This window comes from Methylobacterium sp. E-005, from assembly GCF_022829725.1.
Classification (GTDB): Bacteria; Pseudomonadota; Alphaproteobacteria; order Rhizobiales; family Beijerinckiaceae; genus Methylobacterium.
The window spans coordinates 1-18726 of the sequence record NZ_JAKSYG010000179.1 but is presented as its reverse complement, the minus strand read 5'-3'; the positions used below and the strand labels follow the sequence as shown (position 1 = coordinate 18726).

At 70.8% G+C, this 18726-nt stretch carries 18 protein-coding genes; 12 read left to right on the top strand and 6 right to left on the bottom strand.

The genetic code is table 11. The annotated features are described in order from the left end of the window. Positions 1-86: 86 nt before the first annotated feature. From MKK88_RS19570 to MKK88_RS19560, 3 genes are all read left to right on the top strand, one after another. On the top strand, positions 87-1325 hold the full coding sequence (locus MKK88_RS19570; RefSeq protein WP_244002618.1) for an exonuclease SbcCD subunit D: 1239 nt from the start codon (positions 87-89) through the stop codon (positions 1323-1325). Positions 1326-1343: 18 nt separating this feature from the next. Then, complete coding sequence (locus MKK88_RS19565) at positions 1344-4820, top strand: YhaN family protein (RefSeq protein WP_244002616.1); 3477 nt, start codon at positions 1344-1346, stop codon at positions 4818-4820. 152 nt (positions 4821-4972) lie between these two features. Beyond that, positions 4973-5758, top strand: coding sequence for an endonuclease/exonuclease/phosphatase family protein (locus MKK88_RS19560; protein ID WP_244002614.1), 786 nt, complete (start codon positions 4973-4975; stop codon positions 5756-5758). Here the strand turns inward: MKK88_RS19560 and MKK88_RS19555 are convergent. The 3 genes from MKK88_RS19555 to MKK88_RS19545 form a co-directional block, all read right to left on the bottom strand. Next, positions 5676-7112: a phospholipase D-like domain-containing protein gene (locus MKK88_RS19555; RefSeq protein ID WP_244002612.1), complete on the bottom strand. Its 1437-nt coding sequence runs from the start codon at positions 7110-7112 to the stop codon at positions 5676-5678. The genes MKK88_RS19560 and MKK88_RS19555 overlap by 83 nt on opposite strands. A gap of 65 nt (positions 7113-7177) precedes the next feature. Further along, positions 7178-7486 carry a hypothetical protein gene (locus tag MKK88_RS19550; protein ID WP_244002610.1) on the bottom strand — a complete coding sequence of 103 codons (309 nt, stop codon included), beginning with the start codon at positions 7484-7486 and terminating at the stop codon, positions 7178-7180. A 142-nt stretch (positions 7487-7628) separates the two neighbouring features. Continuing rightward, positions 7629-8447 (bottom strand): enoyl-CoA hydratase, encoded by an 819-nt coding sequence (locus MKK88_RS19545; protein WP_244002608.1) that lies wholly within the window; start codon positions 8445-8447, stop codon positions 7629-7631. Between the two features lie 177 nt (positions 8448-8624). Here MKK88_RS19545 and MKK88_RS19540 point away from each other — a divergent pair, with 177 nt between their 5' ends. Then, on the top strand, positions 8625-8780 hold the full coding sequence (locus MKK88_RS19540; RefSeq protein WP_244002606.1) for a DUF5993 family protein: 156 nt from the start codon (positions 8625-8627) through the stop codon (positions 8778-8780). Between the two features lie 14 nt (positions 8781-8794). Continuing rightward, entirely contained in the window at positions 8795-9355 is a 561-nt protein-coding gene (locus MKK88_RS19535) for a disulfide bond formation protein B (RefSeq protein WP_244002604.1), read from the top strand. Positions 9356-9388: 33 nt separating this feature from the next. Here the strand turns inward: MKK88_RS19535 and MKK88_RS19530 are convergent, their stop codons facing one another. Continuing rightward, positions 9389-9829: an AMP-dependent synthetase gene (locus MKK88_RS19530; protein ID WP_244002602.1), complete on the bottom strand. Its 441-nt coding sequence runs from the start codon at positions 9827-9829 to the stop codon at positions 9389-9391. Between the two features lie 273 nt (positions 9830-10102). Here MKK88_RS19530 and MKK88_RS19525 point away from each other — a divergent pair, with 273 nt between their 5' ends. Next, positions 10103-10504, top strand: coding sequence for a hypothetical protein (locus MKK88_RS19525; RefSeq protein ID WP_244002600.1), 402 nt, complete (start codon positions 10103-10105; stop codon positions 10502-10504). 15 nt (positions 10505-10519) lie between these two features. Here MKK88_RS19525 and MKK88_RS19520 read toward each other — a convergent pair whose 3' ends face one another. Further along, complete coding sequence (locus MKK88_RS19520) at positions 10520-11209, bottom strand: uracil-DNA glycosylase (protein WP_244002598.1); 690 nt, start codon at positions 11207-11209, stop codon at positions 10520-10522. 246 nt (positions 11210-11455) lie between these two features. Between MKK88_RS19520 and hemH the strand changes: the two genes are divergently transcribed. From hemH to MKK88_RS19505, 3 genes are all read left to right on the top strand, one after another. Further along, a complete protein-coding gene (gene hemH / locus MKK88_RS19515; protein WP_244002596.1) occupies positions 11456-12541 on the top strand; it encodes a ferrochelatase in 1086 nt (361 codons plus the stop codon). Positions 12542-12630: 89 nt separating this feature from the next. Next, positions 12631-12789, top strand: coding sequence for a hypothetical protein (locus MKK88_RS19510; RefSeq protein WP_244002594.1), 159 nt, complete (start codon positions 12631-12633; stop codon positions 12787-12789). Between the two features lie 102 nt (positions 12790-12891). Then, positions 12892-13146: a type II toxin-antitoxin system ParD family antitoxin gene (locus MKK88_RS19505; RefSeq protein WP_244002592.1), complete on the top strand. Its 255-nt coding sequence runs from the start codon at positions 12892-12894 to the stop codon at positions 13144-13146. 243 nt (positions 13147-13389) lie between these two features. Here MKK88_RS19505 and MKK88_RS19500 read toward each other — a convergent pair whose 3' ends face one another. Then, a complete protein-coding gene (locus MKK88_RS19500; RefSeq protein ID WP_244002590.1) occupies positions 13390-14313 on the bottom strand; it encodes a peptidylprolyl isomerase in 924 nt (307 codons plus the stop codon). Positions 14314-14576: 263 nt separating this feature from the next. Here MKK88_RS19500 and secA point away from each other — a divergent pair, with 263 nt between their 5' ends. The 3 genes from secA to MKK88_RS19485 form a co-directional block, all read left to right on the top strand. Then, positions 14577-17468, top strand: a complete 2892-nt coding sequence (secA, locus tag MKK88_RS19495) for a preprotein translocase subunit SecA (protein WP_244002588.1) — start codon at positions 14577-14579, stop codon at positions 17466-17468. 7 nt (positions 17469-17475) lie between these two features. Continuing rightward, positions 17476-18147 (top strand): dethiobiotin synthase, encoded by a 672-nt coding sequence (gene bioD, locus MKK88_RS19490; RefSeq protein WP_244002586.1) that lies wholly within the window; start codon positions 17476-17478, stop codon positions 18145-18147. A gap of 344 nt (positions 18148-18491) precedes the next feature. After that, positions 18492-18726: KUP/HAK/KT family potassium transporter (locus MKK88_RS19485; protein ID WP_244002584.1), on the top strand; the 235-nt coding region annotated here is incomplete at its 3' end.

Below are 18726 nucleotides of genomic sequence, written 5' to 3'. Positions count from 1 at the left end.
GCCGGCCTATGAGCCAGCCTCGTCACGCTGGCTCTCCCCCGGGACAGGCGTGCATGCCCAACGCGCCACGATCCCTCCAAGGGCCGATGTCAGCCTTCAGCTTCATCCACGCGGCGGACCTGCATCTCGGCAGCCCGCTCTCGGGCCTCGCCACCCGCGACGCGGACCTCGCCCGCCGCCTCGCCGCCGCCGGGCGGCAGGCCTTCGAGGACCTCGTCACCCAGGCGATCGAGCGGTCGGTGGCCTTCGTCGTGGTGGCGGGCGACGTCTACGACGGCGATTGGGCCGACAACACGATCGGCCTGTTCTTCGCGCGGCAGGTGGGCCGCCTCGACCGCGCCGGCATCCCGACGATCCTGGTCCGCGGCAACCACGATGCCGAGAGTGTGATCACCCGCGCGATCACCCTGCCGCCCTCGGTCCATGTCTTCCCGGCCAACCGCGCCGGAACACACCGGATCGAGGGCCTGCGCGTCGCCCTGCACGGCCGCAGCTTCCAGGGCCGGGCCGTCGAGGAGAACCTGTCGCTGACCTATCCGGCGGCCCTGCCGGGCTGGTTCAACCTCGGCATCCTGCACACCTCCTGCACCGGCCACGCCGCCCACGAGACCTACGCCCCCTGCTCGGTCGCCGACCTGACGGCCAGGGGGTACGATTACTGGGCGCTCGGCCATATCCACGAGTATGCCGAGCTGTCCCAGGATCCCTGGATCGTGTTCCCCGGCAACCTTCAGGGCCGGAGCATCCGTGAATGCGGTGAGAAGGGCGCCGTCCTGGTGGAGGTGGCTGACGGCCGCGTGACCGGCCTGACCCGCCTCGCCCTCGACCGTGCCCGGTTCGAGCGGGTCTCGGTGGATCTCACCGAGGCGTCCGACACCCGCACCGCGGTCGAAGCCACGGAGGCGGCCCTGCGCCCGCTCGCGGGTCTGGCGGCGAACCGTCTCGTCCTGGTGCGCGTCCATCTGGCGGGCACCACGAAGGCCCACGATGCCCTGGCGGCCGACCGGGAGGCGGTGACGGCCGAGATCCAAGCCGCGGCCCACCGGCTGCACGAGGATCTCTGGCTCGAACGCCTCAAGATCGAGACGCGCCGACCGCTGGCTGCGATTGACTCCTCCGGCGCCGCGATCGACCCGGCCGCCCTGCTCGCCGATCTCGACCGCGACCCCGAGTTCCGGAGCCGAGCCCGAGCCGCGCTGGCCGAGATCGGCGGCCGGATGCCGTCCGCGGCGGCCGCCGAGGCGGACCTGGAGGCCGAGTTCGACGCGCTCTGCGCGGAGGCCGAGGCGCTGATCCTCGGCCGCCTCACCGGCCGGCACTGCTGACGTGGTTCGAGAGCTCCGATGCGCCTGATCCACCTCGCCTTGGAGCGCTACGGCGCCTTCACGGACCGCGCCCTCGCGTTCCGGCCGGACGCCCGCCTGCACGTGGTGCTGGGCGCCAACGAGGCCGGCAAGAGCACCGCCCTCGCCGCCGTGACCGACCTGCTGTTCGGGTTCGGGAAATCCACCCCTTACGCCTTCCAGCACGACATGCCCCTGCTGCGCCTGGGGGCGGAAATCGCTGCCGCGGATGGGCGCCGGCTGAGCTTCCGCCGCCGGAAGGGCAACGCCCGCACCCTGATCGACGCCGCCGACGCGCCGATCCCGGACGATGCGCTGGCACCGTTCCTCGGGGGCATCTCGCGCACCGTGTTCTGCCGCGCCTTCGGCCTCGATGCGGCGAGCCTGCGGGCCGGCGGGCGCGAGATGGTCGATGTCGAGGGCGAGGTCGGCGCGAGCCTGTTCGCGGCCGGCTCCGGCCTGCGGGGGCTCACGGAGCTGCAATCCACTCTCGACAAGGAAGCGGACGAAATCTTCGCCCCGCGCCAAGCCAAGCACCGGACCTTCTATCAGGCCCTGGAGCGCCACGAGACCGCCCGCCGGGCGATCCGCGACACCAGCCTGCGCTCCGGCGACTGGCGCGCCCTGAACGACGAGATCGCCGCTGCGGCCGGGCAGCTCGATACGCTCCGGGCCGAGCAGAAGAACCTCGCGGTCGCCCGCGCCCGCCTGGAGCGGCTCAAGCGGGTCCGGCCGCTTCTGGGCGAGATCGACGCCCTGGAGCAGCGCATCCTGGCTGAGGACGGCCTGATCGACGCGGATCCGGCCTGGATCGACCGGCTCGGCACCGCCCTCGAACAGTACCGCCTTGCGGATAGCGAGGCCGAGCGCGCCGAATCCGCCCTCGCCCGTGCGCAGGCCGAGGCCGAGGCGGTGCCGGTCGAGCCGGGGCTGACGCTCCGGGCCGACGCGATTCTGGCCGCGTTCAGCGGCACCAGGGAATTCGAGAAGGGCGGTACCGATCTGCCGCGAATCGAGGGTGACGCCCACAAGGTCGGCCTGGATCTCGAACGGCTGCGCGCCCGGATCGGGATCGCCGACCTTGCGGCCCTGGAGGCCGGTCAGCCGAGCGACGCCGCCCGGGCGCGGATCGAGCGTCTGATCCGCGAGCACCGGACCCTGGCGGCCGCCGAGGATCAACTCGCCCGGGACCGCGCGGCGGCTCTGGCCGAGCGCGACCGTCTGGCCGGGGAGATCGAAGCGGCGGGCGCCCCGCGCGACCCGGCCCCCCTGCGGGAGGCGCTGAAGCCGCTCGCCCGTCTGCGCGAGCGGCTCGACGCGCATGACCTTCTCGATGCCGCGATCCGGCGGGAGGCGGCGCTGCTGCGCAATCAGGCGGCCCGGCTCGTTCCGGCGATCGCCGACAGTGCCGCGCTCGTGCGGATGCCCCTGCCGTCGCCCGAGACGGTGGCGGCCTATCGCGCCCTCCTCGACGGCAAGGCCCGCGAGCGGGAGCGCGGGGCGGACCAGCGCGACGCGGCCCGCCGGCAGGCCGCCGCCACCCGGGACCGGCTGCGCGAGCGCGAGGCGGGCCGGCCGATCGCGACCTGGGAACGGGTCGAGGCCCTCCGCGCCGCGCGCGACGCGGCCTTCGGGCCGCTCCGGGACGCCCTTTCGGCGGGGCGGAGGGCCGAGCCCGCGGCGATCGCCGCCTACGAGCGTGCGCTCCTCGACGCGGACCGCCTCGCCGACGAGCGCGCCGGCGACGCCACCCGGGTCGCCGCCCATACGGCCGACCGCGAGCGCCTGGCCGCCCAGGAGGCGGAGTTGGCTGCCGCCGAAGTCAGCCTAGCCGGCATCACCGCCGAGATCGAAGAGGGCGAAGCGGCATGGCGCGGGGCGTGGCGCGACGCAGGCATCACCCCCGGATCACCGGCCGAGATGACGGCATGGCTCGGCGAGGTCGAGAGCCTGATCGAGGCCGAGCAGCGTCTGGCCGATCAGCGGATCGAGCGGGACCGCGTCGCGGCGATCATCGCGGCCGCCGGAGCGCCCATCGCCGACCTCTGGACCCGCGCTGGTCTGGAGCCGGAGCCCGATCTCGACCTCGGCGCGCGCCTGGAGCGATTCGAGGCGCGGGTCGCGACCCTGACGAGCCGCTGGGAGGCGAGCCTACAGACCGGCGGCCTGCTGCACGCCGCGCGCGCCGCGGTGGAGCGGCTGGAGGCGGCCCGCACGGAAGCCGAGGGCCGCCGATCCGCATGGCAGTCCGAATGGCTCGGGGCGCTCCGACCCCTCGGCCTCGACGCTGCGGCCCGGCCCGAGGAGGCCGAGACTGCGCTGGAAGCGTGGCGGGCGGTGCCTGACCGGCTCACCGAGCGCGCCGCCCTGGACCGGCGGGCCGCCGGCATCCGGCGCGACAGGGAGGCGTTCCGGGCGAATGCGGCCGCCCTGGTCGAGGCGCTTGCGCCCGATCTCGCGGAGGAGGGCCCCGCGGCGGCGATACGCGCGCTGCATGCCCGCCTTGTGGCTGCCCAGAACCGGGAGGCCCGCCGGGCCGACCTCGACCGTCGGCTCGAAGAGGCATCCGTCGCGGGCCGCACCGCCACCGACGGGCAAGCGGCGGCGCGCGCGGCGCTGAGCCGCCACGTCGCTGCGGCGATGCCGGACTGCGCCGGGGCGCCGATGCCGGAGATCGAGGCGCTGTTCGGCCGGCTGCGGGCCCGGGAGACGCTGCGTGCCGAACTGTTCCGCCTGCGCGGTACCCTCGCGGGGGCGGCGGACGGGTTGCCGGAGGCCGATCTGCGTGCCGGGTTGGAGGCTCTCTCACCGGAGGCGATCGAGGCCGAATTGGCGCGGCTCGCCCAGGAGGCCGAGGAGCAGGAGGAGCGCGGCCGGGTGATTTTCTCGGAGCGGGACCGGGCCGAGCGGCGCCGGGCGGAACTCGAAGGCGGGATCGGGGCCGAACTGGCGCTGGCCGAGCGCAAGGCCGCGGAGGCCGATCTCCAGGGCGCGGCCCGGTCCTGGGCGGTGCTGCGGCTCGCCGGGCTGATGCTCGGGCAGGCGGTGGCCCGGCACCGGGCCGGGCAGCAGGATCCCCTGGTAGCGCGCGCCGGGGCGCTGTTCCGGTCGCTCACCGGCGGCGCCTTCTCGGGCCTCGCGCAGACCTTCGACGAGGCCGATACCCCGAAGCTCGCCGGGCAGCGCGCGGGCGGCGGTCAGGTCGAGATCGAGGGCATGAGCGAGGGCACCCGCGACCAGCTCTACCTCGCCCTGCGGCTCGCCTATCTGGAGGATTACGCCGGACGCGCCGAGCCGGCCCCGTTCATCGGCGACGATCTCTTTTCGACGTTCGACGAGGCCCGTACGGGGTATGGTCTGGACGCGCTCGCGGAGATCGGCGGCGCGGTGCAGCCGATCCTGTTCACCCACCACCGCCACGTGGCCGATATCGCCCGGGCGCGGCTCGGGGATGCGGTCGATATCGTGGCGCTATAGGGACGAAGGCGTGGACGGCTCACCGGGGGCCAACCCGCACGCGCCGCGAACGCGGCATCATCACACCGCGCGCCCTCGAACGCCCGGGCCTTACGCGCGTTACAGCGTGGCGGTGGCGGGAGCGCCGCGCGGTGAGGTACGAGTCCGACCCGATGACCATCGCTGCACGTCCGGGCCGCCTCGGCCCGACCACGATCCCGACCCCGCCGCTCCGGGCGGCGGAGGCGCCCCATGCGCCATTCAAGATCGTGAGCTGGAACCTGTTGCGGCGCACCGGCGCGGCCGTCGACGATGTCGCCGCCCTGGTCGCCCAGGAGAAGCCGGATCTGCTGCTGATGCAGGAGGCGACGCGCGCCATCGGGTTCCTGTTGGACCGGATCGGCGGCCACTATGCCTGGGCGCCCCTGCCGGGGCGGATCCACGGCCTCGCCATGTGGAGCCCAAAGCCCTGGCCGGCGCCGCCGCGGGTGATCACGCTGCCCTCGGGCGCCCTGGTCCATCGGGTCTGCCAGATTCTCGATCTCGGCGCGTTCGGCGTCGCCAACGTCCACCTGTCGCACGGGCAGATGCTGAACCGGCGCCAGCTCCGCCGGATCGTCTCGGAGCTGCCCCCGCGCGCCGCCGTGCTCGGCGACTACAACATCGTCGGGCCTGCGATGATCCCGGGCTTCCGCGATGTCGGCCCCCGCCGGCCGACCCACGCGATGGTGGAGGTGCTGCCGCTGCGCCTCGACCGCTGCCTCGCCCGCGGTCTGATCTGCCACGACCACGCGGTGCTGCCGCGGGGACCCTCCGATCACCGGCCGATCGTCGTCCATCTCGGGCCGGCACCCGAGGAGCACGTGCCGGGCCGCTTCAAAGGTATGGCAGCAGCAGTCGCACGCCTGCGTCTCGCAAACGGACGGGCAAGGACCGCGCGGCGAGATCCTCACGGCTGAGCCGCGCCTCCATCTTGCCGCGCATGAATCGGTCGAGTTCGGCGGCGAGGTCCGCGTCGACGATCTCGACGTTCAGCTCGAAGTTCAGCCGGAAGCTGCGCATGTCCCAGTTGGCGCTGCCGACGAAGCACCAGATATCGTCCACCACCATCACCTTGGAATGATCGAAGGGCGGCTCGTCGAGCCAGACCCGGACGCCGGCCCGGAGCAGCGGGTCGAGATGGGCCCGGGTCGCCCAGTCGATGAAGTGGTGATCGCTGACCCGCGGGATGATCACGTCGACGGTGATGCCCCGTGTCGCGGCCTGGGCGAGGGCGCCGGTGATGAGCTCGTCCGGCAGGAAGTAGGGCGTCACGAACCGCACGGTCCGACGCGCACAGGCGAGCGCCTGGAGGATGACCTGCTCGATCTTCTCCACGTCGGCGTCCGGGCCGGAGGTCACCGCCCGGGCGACGCTGTTGCCGGTCGGTTCCAGATCGACGAACCACGGCGGACCGTCGAGATTCTCGCTGGCCACGAAGGCCCAATCGGCCGCGAAGGCGGCGGCGAGCTGCTCCACCACGGGGCCGGTCAGCCGGTAATGGGTGTCGCGGATCGGATGTTCGGGCTTCAGCGTGACGCGGTTCGCATGCCAGATGTTCAGCCCGCCCGTGAAGGCGATGCGTCCGTCGACGATCAGCAGCTTCTTGTGCGAGCGGAGGTTCAGGAACGGCATCCGCCAGGGCAGGGCCGAGTGCATGAACAGGGCGGCCGGTACGCCGGCCGCCGTCAGGCGGCGGTAGACAGGCGCCCGGAAGTAGCCGCCGCCGATCCCGTCGATGATGACACGAACCTGCACCCCGCGGGCTTGCGCCTCCACCAGGGCGTCGCAGAACTCCCGGCCGGTCGGATCATCGCGAAAAATGTAGCTCGACAGGCCGATGCTGGCCTTGGCCTCCCGGATCGCCGCCAGCATGGCCGGATAGCCCGCGTCGCCGTTGCGGAACATCTGCACGGTGTTGCCCGCGAAGGCCGGCAGGCCGGTGATGCGCCGGATCGCCCGGTCGAGGGGCCACAGCGCCTCCGGCACCACCGCGTCGTCGGTATCGGGCAGATGCGCGGCGTCGGAGGGCTTGGTCCGCAGCCGTCGGGCCCGGCGCGAGACGCGGTTGATGCCGAAGGTCAGGTACAGCGCGGTGCCGAAGATCGGCGACAGCCATGCGAGCCCGATCCAGCCCACCGCCACGCTGACCCGCCGCTTGCGCAGCAGCGCATGCAGGGTGACGCCGATCGCCAGGGCAAAGCCGAGTAAGGCCTCCACGTCCGCGCGCATCAGGGCGGTCGATTGAAGCCATCGCGTGAGCGCGTTTTCCAAGGTCTCGGCATCCGGTTCGCTGGTCGTGGCGCCGGATATAGACGAAGGATCGGCGGCAGCGCGGATTAATCCGCACTCTTGGCCGGCTGTGCGAGGCTGGTCGCGACCGGGTGATCGCAGCGATAGGGCCCGCTGCCGTCCAGCGCTCCGTACAGGACGCGGCCGCCGGACTGGATGCAGCGCGCCTTCGCCTCGGCGTAGGGCCGGTGGAAGCTCCAGATGGTGATCATCGGCCCCACCATGGCGATGCAGATGCCGCCGAACACCAGGGCGGCGGCCCAGGTCGCACCGTTCCGATCCGGGCGCGGCGGGCGGGGCGGCGGCATCGCGCCGTAGAAGGCCAGCGTCAGACCGAACAGGTCGATGGTGCTCATCAGCCGTTCCGCGTTGAGGGCCGCGTTGAGGGCGCGGGTTCGACACACCCGCGCGCATCTCCGATCCTAGGGCAGGCCGACGCCGTAACCTACGTCCGCCGCGCCGATGGGCCTGCGTCCTATCGCGCAAGACCGCCCGGGTTCACGGCTCCCAGCGGGGCGGGCGCTTGCCCAGGAACGCGTCGATGCCCTCCTGCGCGTCGGCCATCATCATGTTCCGGACCATGATGTCGGCGGTGTAGGTGTAGGCCTCCTCCAGGCCCATCTCGATCTGCCGGCCGAACGCCTCCTTGCCGATCGCCACGACGCGCCGGGCCTTCCCGGCGATCCGGGCCGCCAGGGCGCCGACCGCGCCGTCGAGCTCCGCCTCCGGCACGACGCGGTTGACGAGGCCGATCCGCAACGCCTCCTGCGCGTCGATCGGCTCGCCGACCAGCAGCATCTCCAGGGCGGCCTTGCGCGACACGGCCCGGGACAGCGCGACCATCGGGGTCGAGCAGAACAGGCCGATCTGCACCCCCGGCGTGGCGAAGCGCGCCGTCTCGGCGCAAATCGCAAGGTCGCAGGTGGCGACAAGCTGGCAGCCGGCCGCGGTGGCAATGCCGTGGACCCGGGCGATCACCGGCTGCGGCAGGCGCGTGAGGCTCAGCATCAGCCGGGCGCAGGCGCGGAACACCGCCTCCGTCGCCGCCCGGGACGGGTCGGCGCGCATCTCCTTGAGGTCGTGCCCCGCGCAGAAGGCCGGTCCGGCCCCCTGCAGGATCACGACCCGCACCGTCGGATCGTCGCGGATCGCGTCGAGCGCGTCCTGAAGGGCCGCCATCAGGGCCATCGACAGGGCGTTGCGGGCCTGAGGGCGATTGAGCGTCAGCGTCGCGACGCCGCCGGCATCGTCGCGCAGCAGGATCGGAGCCTGCGGATCGTGCGCGACGGGCGGGACCGGCGCAGGGGCTGCAGTCATGGGGCGTCTCCCGAGGCCGGCTCGCCTTTTGCGGCGCCGGCTTTTCGACCTGTGGGTAGCATGCCGGCCGGCCGGCTGCGACGCCAGCGCGACAGGTCCGCGAAAGCCAAGACCCGCATGCGTGCGATGCGGGCGGCGGCTCCGGCTTCCCGGCGGCGCGACGAGACGGGAAGGTCCATGATGATGTTGCCGTTCATCGGCTTCGCGGGCAGCGCGGCCGCGATTCTCGTAGGGCGGCGCGGCGCCGCCATCGGCCTGTGGCTCGCCGGGCTCATCGGCACGCTGGCGCTGTTCGCGGCCCATGCCACGTCGATGCTCAAGCTCGCTTTCTAAGCGAATCGCCCGCCATGACGCTGCTTCACGCCCGCACGCTCAACGCCCTCGGACTGCTCGGCTGTTGCGCGATCCTGCTGGTGGCCTTCGGCTATCAGATCCTGCTCGGCGAGTTGCCATGTCCGCTCTGCCTCCTGCAGCGGGCGGCGTTCGCGGCTTCGGGCCTCGGCTTCGCGCTCAGCGTCCGGTTCGGCCCCCGGCCGGCGCATTACGGGATCGCGATCCTGAGCGCGATCGCCGGTGCGGCCGTCGCGGCGCGGCAGGTCGCCCTGCATGTGGTGCCCGGCGCCGGCGGCTACGGCGCGACGCTGTTCGGCCTTCACTTCTACACGCTGGCGCTGATCGCCTTCGTGGCGCTGATCGGGGCGGTGGCCGTGCTCCTCCTGATCGCCGACACCGGCCAGCCCGCACCCTGTGCCGGAGGGGGCGCCGGGACCTTCGGGACGGCCTGCCTTCTGCTGTTCCTCGGCGTCATCCTTGCCAATGCCGTCTCGACGGCGGCGGAATGCGGCACCGGCCTCTGCCCGGACGATCCGACCCGCTACGAGGCGCTCGACGCGTGGCTGAAGCGGTAGCCGGGTCTCAAATGAGCGCGGCGCGGCTGCGCCTCACGCCAGCTCGTCGAGAGCCAGATCGAGGCTCGCGAAATCGGCACCCGGGCCATTCCACCACAGGGCGGGGTAGGTCGCGAGGCGGCCCATCACCGCGGCGTAGGCCTCCGCGAGATGCGTATCGGCGACGACCAGGGCGGCTCCGGCCAAGCCCTCGGCCAGGGCATCGCCGCGATGGCCGGCGAGGCAGGTCACGCGCAGGCCGAGGCGGCTCAGGCCGAGACGCATGGCCTCCGCCTGCCCAAGATCCTGCACCAGGAGCGCGACGGCGTCCCCTGCCCGGAGACCTTCGCCCCAGGCCCAGCGGGCGATGCGATGCGGGCAGACCGGGGCGCCGGAGGCGGAAGGATCGGCGCGCCGTGCGGCGCCGGCTGGACCACGCGCCCCGAAATTGGGGGCGATGGGAAGAGAGCTGGCAGAGGTTTCGAGGCCGAACATGCGATGCAGACCGCCTGGATCTGGACAAACCGTGGTGTCTGGCGTGACGCGAGCCGGTTAACACTCTGTCTCACCACACGGCATCACCGGAACAAGAGCCGCTTTTCGGTCGTTGTCACGCCCTTCGCTGCGCCTATGGCCAACGAGCCGTGAAGGCCGAACCGTGCATTGTCGTCAAATTCGGTCGCAGTGGCACAGGGTTCGGACCGACCTATGTTGCTGTCCGTCGAGCTGGCCCGCCAGAGGCCGCATTCATCGAGGAAACAGGTCCGCATGCGCCACGTCGTTCTGTCCGCCGCCCTGATGGCCGCCGCCCTGCCGGCACAGGCGCAGATCCGGAACGCGCCGGGCCCGCGGGCCCTCGAATTCGCCGCCTACATCTTCGCGGCCTCCAATGTCTGCGGCTATCGGATCGGCAGCGACCAGTTCGAGGCGTTGCTGGCGAAGCAGAACGTGCAGATCGCGGACGTTCAGCCCCGCGGGCCGTTCGGCAACCGGGTGCAGACGATGTTCACGCTGATGTCGAACCAGATGCAGCAGAACCGCGATCAGGCCTGCCTCGCGGTGGCGGGCGAGTACGGGCCGGAGGGCACGGTCGCCAAGAACGTGCTGCTGCCGGCCGGTCAGGATTCGGGTGCGGCTGCCAAGCCCGCGGAGCCCGCCAAGCCGCAGTGACGGCGAGGCCGGGCTTCAACCCAGCCGCCATTCGATCGGCCGGATCCCGCGTTCGGCGAGCCAGCGATTGGCCCGGCCGAACGGGTCCGAACCTGGGAAATCCCGGGCGCGGTTGAGCGGGGAGGGGTGTCCGCTCTCGAACACGCCGTGTCGGGTCTGATCGATCAGTGCCGCCCGGGCGCGGGCCTGGGCACCCCAGAGCAGGAACACGGCAGGCTCCGGTCGCGCCGAGACCGCCGCCACCGCCTCGTCGGTCAGCCGCGCCCAGCCGGTGCGCAGATGCGCCCCGGCCTTGCCGGCCTCGACGGTCAGTGCGCTGTTGAGGAGCAGAACCCCCTGGCGGGCCCAGGCGGTGAGGTCGCCGCCCGCGGCGCGATCGGAGCCGGCCTCGGCCAGGATCACGCTCAGGGAGGCGGGCAGACGGCCCGAGCCTACGAACGAGAATGCCAGGCCGTTGGCATCGCCCGGGGTCGGGTAGGGGTCCTGCCCGAGGATCACGGCGCGCACCGCCGGCAGCGGCGTCTCCGTGAGGGCGCGGAAAATCCGGTCCGGGGCCGGCAGCACGCGGGCGCCGGCCGCGATGCCGGCATCGACCCGGGCCGCAACGGCCTCGGCTTCTCCATCCGCGAAGAAAGGCAACGCCAGCCAGGGCGATCCGGTTCGGCGGAAGGCGGCGAGGGCATCGGCCACGGGTGTCGCGCTCATCGAATCTCCGGTTTCCTCCATGGCGGCCTCAGTTGCAGCGCGCCGCCCAGCGTGGTTAGGGACAGGGGTCGTGCGTGCGGATCCGGTGCGGCATGTCGCATCCGGTCTTCGCCGGGCGGCATCGCACCCTACATGGAAGCGTACCCGACGGGGTTAAGCCTCCGGTCCAGGCCCATGCGCGTGTGCGGGCCGCCGGATATCCGTAACCTAGATGAAGGACTCGGCGCGCGGCGCCGGAACGCTGCCATGAACGAACGCGTCGAACCCGCCGCCGCGCTGGCGAATGGCCGTCCCCTCGCCCCGGGCCAACCCACGGCCGACACCCTGCCGGCCGACCACCCGAAGGTGGCCTGGGGCCGCGTCGGCGTCCTGCTGATGAATCTCGGCACGCCGGAGGGCACGAGCTACTGGCCGATGCGCCGGTATCTGAAGGAGTTCCTGTCCGACCGGCGGGTCATCGAGGTGTCGCGGCTAATCTGGTGGCCGCTCCTCAACCTGATCATCCTGACCAAGCGCCCGGGGCCGAAGGGTCGCGATTACGCCAGCGTGTGGAACAACGCGCTGAACGAGGGGCCGCTCAAGACCACCACCCGGGGCCAGAGCGAGCGCCTCCAGGCTGCGATGGGCGATTCGGTCGTGGTCGACTGGGCGATGCGGTACGGCAAGCCGGAGGTCGCCGGGCGGATCCAGGCGCTGCTCGACCAGGGCTGCGACCGGATCCTGCTGGTGCCGCTCTATCCGCAATACGCCGCCGCCACCTCGGCCACCGCCTGCGATCAGGCGTTCCGCGCCCTGATGGACATGCGCTGGCAGCCGACGGTCCGCGTCTCGCCGCCCTATCATGATGACCCGGTCTACATCACCGCCATGGCAGATTCGATCCGGGAGGGGCTGGCCAAGCTCGATTTTGAGCCGGAGGTGATCCTCACCTCGTTCCACGGGGTGCCGCGCAGCTACCTGCTCAAGGGCGATCCCTACCATTGCCAGTGCCACAAGACCGGCCGGCTGATCCGCGAGGCGCTGGGGATGTCGCCGGAGAAGATGCGGGTGACCTTCCAGTCGCGATTCGGCAACGAGGAATGGCTTAAGCCCTACACGGACGAGACCGTGATGGCGCTCGCCAAATCCGGCGTGAAGCGCATGGCGATCGTGGCCCCGGGCTTCACGGCCGACTGCCTGGAGACCCTGGAAGAGCTCGACGGCGAGAACCGCCATTATTTCGAGGAGAATGGCGGCGAGCGATTCGCCTACATCCCGTGCCTCAACGACAGCGACCTCGGCATGAAGGTCATCGAGCACGTGGTGCGGCGGGAGCTCCAGGGCTGGATCTGAGAATCACGTCCGGGCGCTTGCTGCGCGGCCCGGACCGCCTATTCTTTTCTTAAGCCGGGCATCTCACCGACTCGGCGCTGGAGGATCCCATGGCGTTCTTCATCGGCATCGCGTGTCCCTGGCTGCTGATCGCGGTGCTCGATCGGATCGCCGAAGGCCGCCGCAACGACGAGCTGGCCGCGCTCGGCGTGACGCCGCAATCCGCGCCGGCGCAGTCGAGCTACCTTGTGCCGGATCGGCCTTACTGACGGGCGCGCTTCTATGAGCGTTGCACGCGGCCGCGCTTTCCGGTGGCCGGTCTCGACGGGCATTGATGACCCGGTCGCGATCCGCTCCATCAGGAGAACGCGATGATCCCTGCCGATCTCGGGGACCAGCTTGAGGCCTTCGTACCGCGGCTGGTGGCAACCGACTGGTACACCCCGGAGAACGAGGTGCTTCGGGAAGGGGTCCGCCTGATCCGCGACCGGGCGGCGGACCTCGCCACGTTGGATCCATCGATCACGACCGCCCTCGCTCAGGCTCAGGGCGGCCAGACCAAGCCGGCCGAAGAGAGTTTTGACCGGCTGGAGCGCAAGTATCGGACGCGGAGCACCGTGCTCTGATGATGACCGGTTTCACCGACGAAGCGCCCCTTTCCCGGGCGCATGTAGCGTCAGCGGAATGCGACCCGGGATCCGGCGCTAGAGGTCGCGAAGCGTCCTTCTGAAAACCACCGGAGCCGCTTGCGCGGCGCTTCGCGTGCTGGGCCCCGGATCACCTTCCCCTTGCGTTTCAGGCGTCCCGGAAAGGGGCGCGTGTCATTCAAATCGGAGCGGCGCGTCGATCGCCCGACGCACCGGTCCCGGTCAGGGCTTCTTCGTCTCCGGCGCCGGCTGAGCCGCCTCGGCGGGCGCATCGGGCCGCACGATCTTCGCCTCCGCGCGCAGCTTCAGGATCAGGTCCTGCTGGGCCTTGCGGATCAGGTGCTGGTCGATCTGCTCCTTCAGCTCGTCGAAGGTCGGCTGCGGCTTGGTCCGCATCTCCTCGACCTTGATGACGTGCCAGCCGAACTGCGTCTTGATCGGGTCGGAGACCTGACCGGGCTTCATCGCGAAGGCGGCGTTGGCGAAGTCAGGGACCATCCGCTCCTTGGTGAACCAGCCGAGATCGCCGCCCTCGGCCTTGGAGCCCGGGTCCTTGGAGGTCTCGGCCGCGACCTTGGCGAAATCCTCGCCCCCCTTGATCCGCGCCGCGATCTTCTTCGCTTCGGCCTCGTTGTCCACGAGGATGTGGCGGGCATGCACCTCCTCCTCGGGCTTCATCAGCTTGACGGTCTGATCGTAGATCGCGTGCTCGGCCTCGGGCGTGACGGCGCGCTTGGCCTCCTGCTCCAGGTAGTCGTCGAGCAGGAGCTTGTCGCGGAAATAGGCAAGCTTGCGCTTGAACTCGGGCGTGTCGCCGATCTTGGCGGCTTCCGCGGCCTGCGCACCGACCCGCAGATCGACCATGTAGTCGACCAGCAGATTCTTCTTCTGCGCCTCGTCGACGCCCGGAAGCGACAGGGCCGGGTCGTCGGCCGCGATGGCGAGGTCGCCCTGCGTGATCGGCTTGCCGTTGACGCTCGCCACCGTCGAATCCGGCCCCGCTGGGGCGGCCGGGGTCGCGGCCGGCGTGTTCGCGGCGGGTGTCGCCGTCTGAGCCTTCTGGGGCGCCTGGGCCAGCGCGAGACCCGGCAGCGCGATCAGGATTGCGAGCGCGCTGACGCGCCGGAGCAGGGCGGTATGGGGCATGCGAGCGGGGTCCTCGGCTGACGTCTCGTGGCCGCTTCGGTTCGGGCCGGGCGGCGGGCCGCGGCACAGGTGGCCCGCGTCGCACGAGAAGGCAAGCGCGACGGTTCCGTCGCTGGCGGAACCGTGACCGCATGGGAAGGCGTTGAGGGCTGCCCCTTTCAGGTGCACCGGGCGATGTTTACCTCTATAAGCCCGGCCAACTCCGCCCAGGCCGGCCCGCCACGCGTCAAGCGTGGGCGGGCTCGCGCGTCCGCAGGTCCACGATGCTCGGCTCGATCGCCAAGAAGATTTTCGGCTCCTCCAACGACCGGCGCGTCAAGGGCTACCGCCCCCGCGTGGCGCAGATCAACGCGCTGGAACCGGAGATCCAGGCCCTGTCGGACGAGGCCCTGCGTGCCCGCACCGACATGCTGAAGGCGGAACTCGCCGCCGGCAAGAGCCTCGACGACATCCTCGTGCCGGCCTTCGCCACGGTGCGCGAGGCGGCCAAGCGCGTCTTCGGCCAGCGCCACTTCGACGTCCAGCTGATCGGCGGCATGGTGCTGCACGAGGGTGGCATCGCCGAGATGAAGACCGGCGAGGGCAAGACCCTGGTGGCGACCCTGCCGGTCTACCTCAATGCGCTCGAGGGCAAGGGTGTCCACGTCGTCACGGTGAACGATTACCTCGCCGCCCGCGACGCCGAGTGGATGGGCCAGCTCTACCGCTTCCTCGGGCTCTCCGTCGGCACCATCGTCCACGGGCTCGACGACGCGCAGCGCAAGGACGCCTATGCCTGCGACATCACCTACGGCACCAACAACGAGTACGGGTTCGACTACCTGCGCGACAACATGAAGTACGAGCTGTCCCAGCTGGCGCAGCGGGGGCACAACTTCGCCATCGTGGACGAGGTCGATTCGATCCTGATCGACGAGGCGCGCACGCCGCTGATCATCTCGGGCCCGGTGGACGACCGCTCGGAGCTCTACGTGTCGGTCGACGCGATCATGCCCCGGCTGGTGCGCGAACATTACGACCTCGACGAGAAGCAGCGCACGGTCTCGCTCACGGAAGCCGGCAACGAGTTCGTCGAGGAGACCCTGCGCGAGGTCGGCCTGCTCAAGGAGGGGGACCTCTACGACGCGCACAATGTCAGCCTCGTCCACCACGTGAACCAGGCCTTGCGCGCCCACACGCTGTTCACCCGGGACAAGGACTACATCGTCAAGAACGACGAGGTGGTGATCATCGACGAGTTCACCGGCCGCATGATGCAAGGCCGGCGCTACTCGGAGGGACTCCATCAGGCGCTCGAGGCCAAGGAGCGGGTCACGATCCAGCCCGAGAACCAGACGCTGGCCTCGATCACCTTCCAGAACTATTTCCGGCTCTACAAGAAGCTCGCCGGCATGACCGGCACGGCCTCGACCGAGGCCGACGAGTTCGCCGAGATCTACAAGCTCGACGTGGTCGACATCCCGACCAACAAGGAGGTCGAGCGCGTCGACGAGGACGACGAGGTCTACCGCACGGTCGGCGAGAAATACGAGGGCATCATCGCCGAGATCGACAAGGCGCATAGCCGCCACCAGCCGATCCTGGTCGGCACCGGCTCGATCGAGAAGTCGGAGCACCTCGCCGAGATGCTCAAGAAGGCCGGCTACACCCTGCTCGACTATTCCGACCCGAACGCGCTGACCGACGTCTACGCCGCCGCCCGCGAGGGCCGGGTGACCAAGCGCTTCGCCGTGCTCAATGCCCGCTTCCACGAGCAGGAGGCCTATATCGTGGCGGAGGCCGGCGTGCCCGGCGCGATCACCATCGCGACCAACATGGCCGGCCGCGGCACCGACATAAAACTCGGCGGCAATGTCGAGATGCGGGTCGAGAAGGAGCTCGCCGGGATGCCGGAGGGGGCCGAGCGCGACGCCCGGATCGGGGCGATCAAGGCCGAGATCGCCGAGAACCGCGCCAAGGTGCTGGCCTCGGGCGAGAAGGCCGATCCGGAGGCGGGCCGCAAGAAGGATCTGCCCGGCGGCCTCTACATCATCGGCACCGAGCGCCACGAGAGCCGGCGCATCGATAACCAGCTCCGCGGCCGTTCCGGCCGGCAGGGCGATCCCGGCCGTTCGAAATTCTACCTGTCGCTTCAGGACGACCTGATGCGGATCTTCGGCTCCGACCGCATGGACGGGATGCTGCAGAAGCTCGGCCTGGAGCAGGGCGAGGCGATCATCCACCCCTGGATCAACAAGGCGATCGAGAAGGCGCAGCAGAAGGTCGAGGCGCGCAACTTCGACATGCGCAAGAACGTGCTCAAGTACGACAACGTCATGAACGACCAGCGCAAGGTCGTGTTCGAGCAGCGCCGGGACTTCATGGCCCAGGAGAGCGTCCGCGAGACCGTGGACGAGATGCGCGAGGGCGTGATCGACGATCTGGTCGCCCGCCACATCCCCGAGAACGCCTACGCCGAGCAATGGGACGTCGCCGGCCTCAACGAGCAGGTGAAGGAGATCCTCAACCTCGACGTGCCGGTGGAGGAGTGGGCCAAGGAGGAGGGCATCGCCGACGAGGAGATGCGCGAGCGGCTGCTGAAGGCGGCTGAGACGGCCTATGCCGAGCGGACCGAGAAGAACGGCGCCGAGGTCACCGCCTATATCGAGAAACAGGTGCTGCTCCAGACCCTGGATCACCTGTGGCGCGAGCACCTCGTGACGCTGGACCACCTGCGGCAGGTGATCGGCTGGCGCGGCTTCGCCCAGCGCGACCCGCTGAACGAGTACAAGTCCGAGGCCTTCGACCTGTTCAACAGCCTCGTCACGGCCCTGCGCGAGCAGGTGACTGCGCAGCTCTCGCGGGTCGAGATCATGTTCCAGGAGCCGCAGGAGCAGTTCCCGGCCGGTGGACCCGCCTTACCGCCGATGTTCGCCCAGCACCTCGACCCCGTCACCGGCGAGAACGAGATGGACTATGCCGGGCAGGGCTCCGGCAGCGACGGCGGTGGCGGCCCCGCCTACGGTTTCGCCGCCCAGGGTCTGTCGGCAGACGGCGCGGTGCTGGAGCGCGACCCGCAGGATGCCGGAACCTGGGGTCGGGTCGGCCGCAACGAACCCTGCCCCTGCGGCTCGGGCAAGAAGTACAAGCATTGCCACGGCAGCCTGCAGGCCTGACGCCGGCATGCCCGCCCAGGCGGTCTTCATTGCGGGGGCCGGCACCGAGATCGGCAAGACCTACGTCACCGCGGCGCTGACCCGGCGCCTGCGGGCGCAGGGGCGGCTGGTTCGGACCGTGAAGCCCCTGGCGAGCGGCGTTCCGTCCATCGGCGACCCCGGATTTGCCGAGAGCGACACGGCCCGCCTCCTCGACGCGCAGGGCCTTGCCCTCGACGCCGAGGCCGTGGAGGCCTGTTCGCCCTGGCGGTTCTCGGCACCACTCTCGCCCGATCAGGCGGCCGTGCTGGAGGGACGATCGGTGGAACTCGCCGAACTCGTCGGCTGGTGCCGCGCGCAGATCGCCTGCACCCCAGGAACGCTGCTGATCGAGGGTGTCGGTGGTCTGATGAGCCCGGTGACCGAGCATGCGACGGGCCTCGACTGGCTCCGGGCGCTGGGTGTTCCGGCTTTGCTGGTGTCCGGCAGCTACCTGGGGGCGATCAGCCACGCACTGACGGCCTGCGAGACTCTCCGCCGGTACGATGTACCCCTGCGGGCCATTGCGGTCAGCGAAAGCGCGGGCGCACCGGCCCCCGCCGGCACCGTGGCCGCGTCGATCGCCCGCCATGCCGGCGCGGCGGTGTTCTGCCTGAGGCGCGGCGCGGGTTGTCCCGAGGCCTTGGCCGACCTGATCTGAGCCGACTAATCCTTTCCCGGACAGGTGGAGCGACAGCGGAATTCGATCCGGGATCCAGCACGCGCAGCGCCGCGCCCGCGGCACCGCATGCGGACGCGGCGCGGTTTCCGGTGCTGGGTCGCGGGTCGCATTCCGCCGTCGCTGCATGCGCCCGGGACAAGGTCAGTGCCGAGCCAGCGGACACCGCCCGGCATTCCACGACTTATACCCTCAAGTCCGCGTGTGGAGCCGACATCGCGGGGGCGTTCAGCGGCGGCGTCGCTGGACGGTCGAGTTCGGGCTGCTAACTGTCAAGCAAGGTCGACTCGCCCAGATCCGGGCAGGTTCGTGTGGGAGCCGATGCGTTGAGTCAGTCCCTCGCCCCGACTGCGCAGACAGGTGCCGAGACCAAGGCAGCAGGTGATGCATCCGCCCACAATCGCCTTCGCCCGGCGCTGGTGCTCGGCGCCCTGGGGGTGGTGTACGGCGACATCGGCACCAGCCCGCTCTACGCGTTCAAGGAGGCCGTGAAGGCCGCCACCAGCGGCGGCGCCTCGGTGCCGGCGGCGGCGACCGGCGCGGTCTCGCTGATCCTGTGGT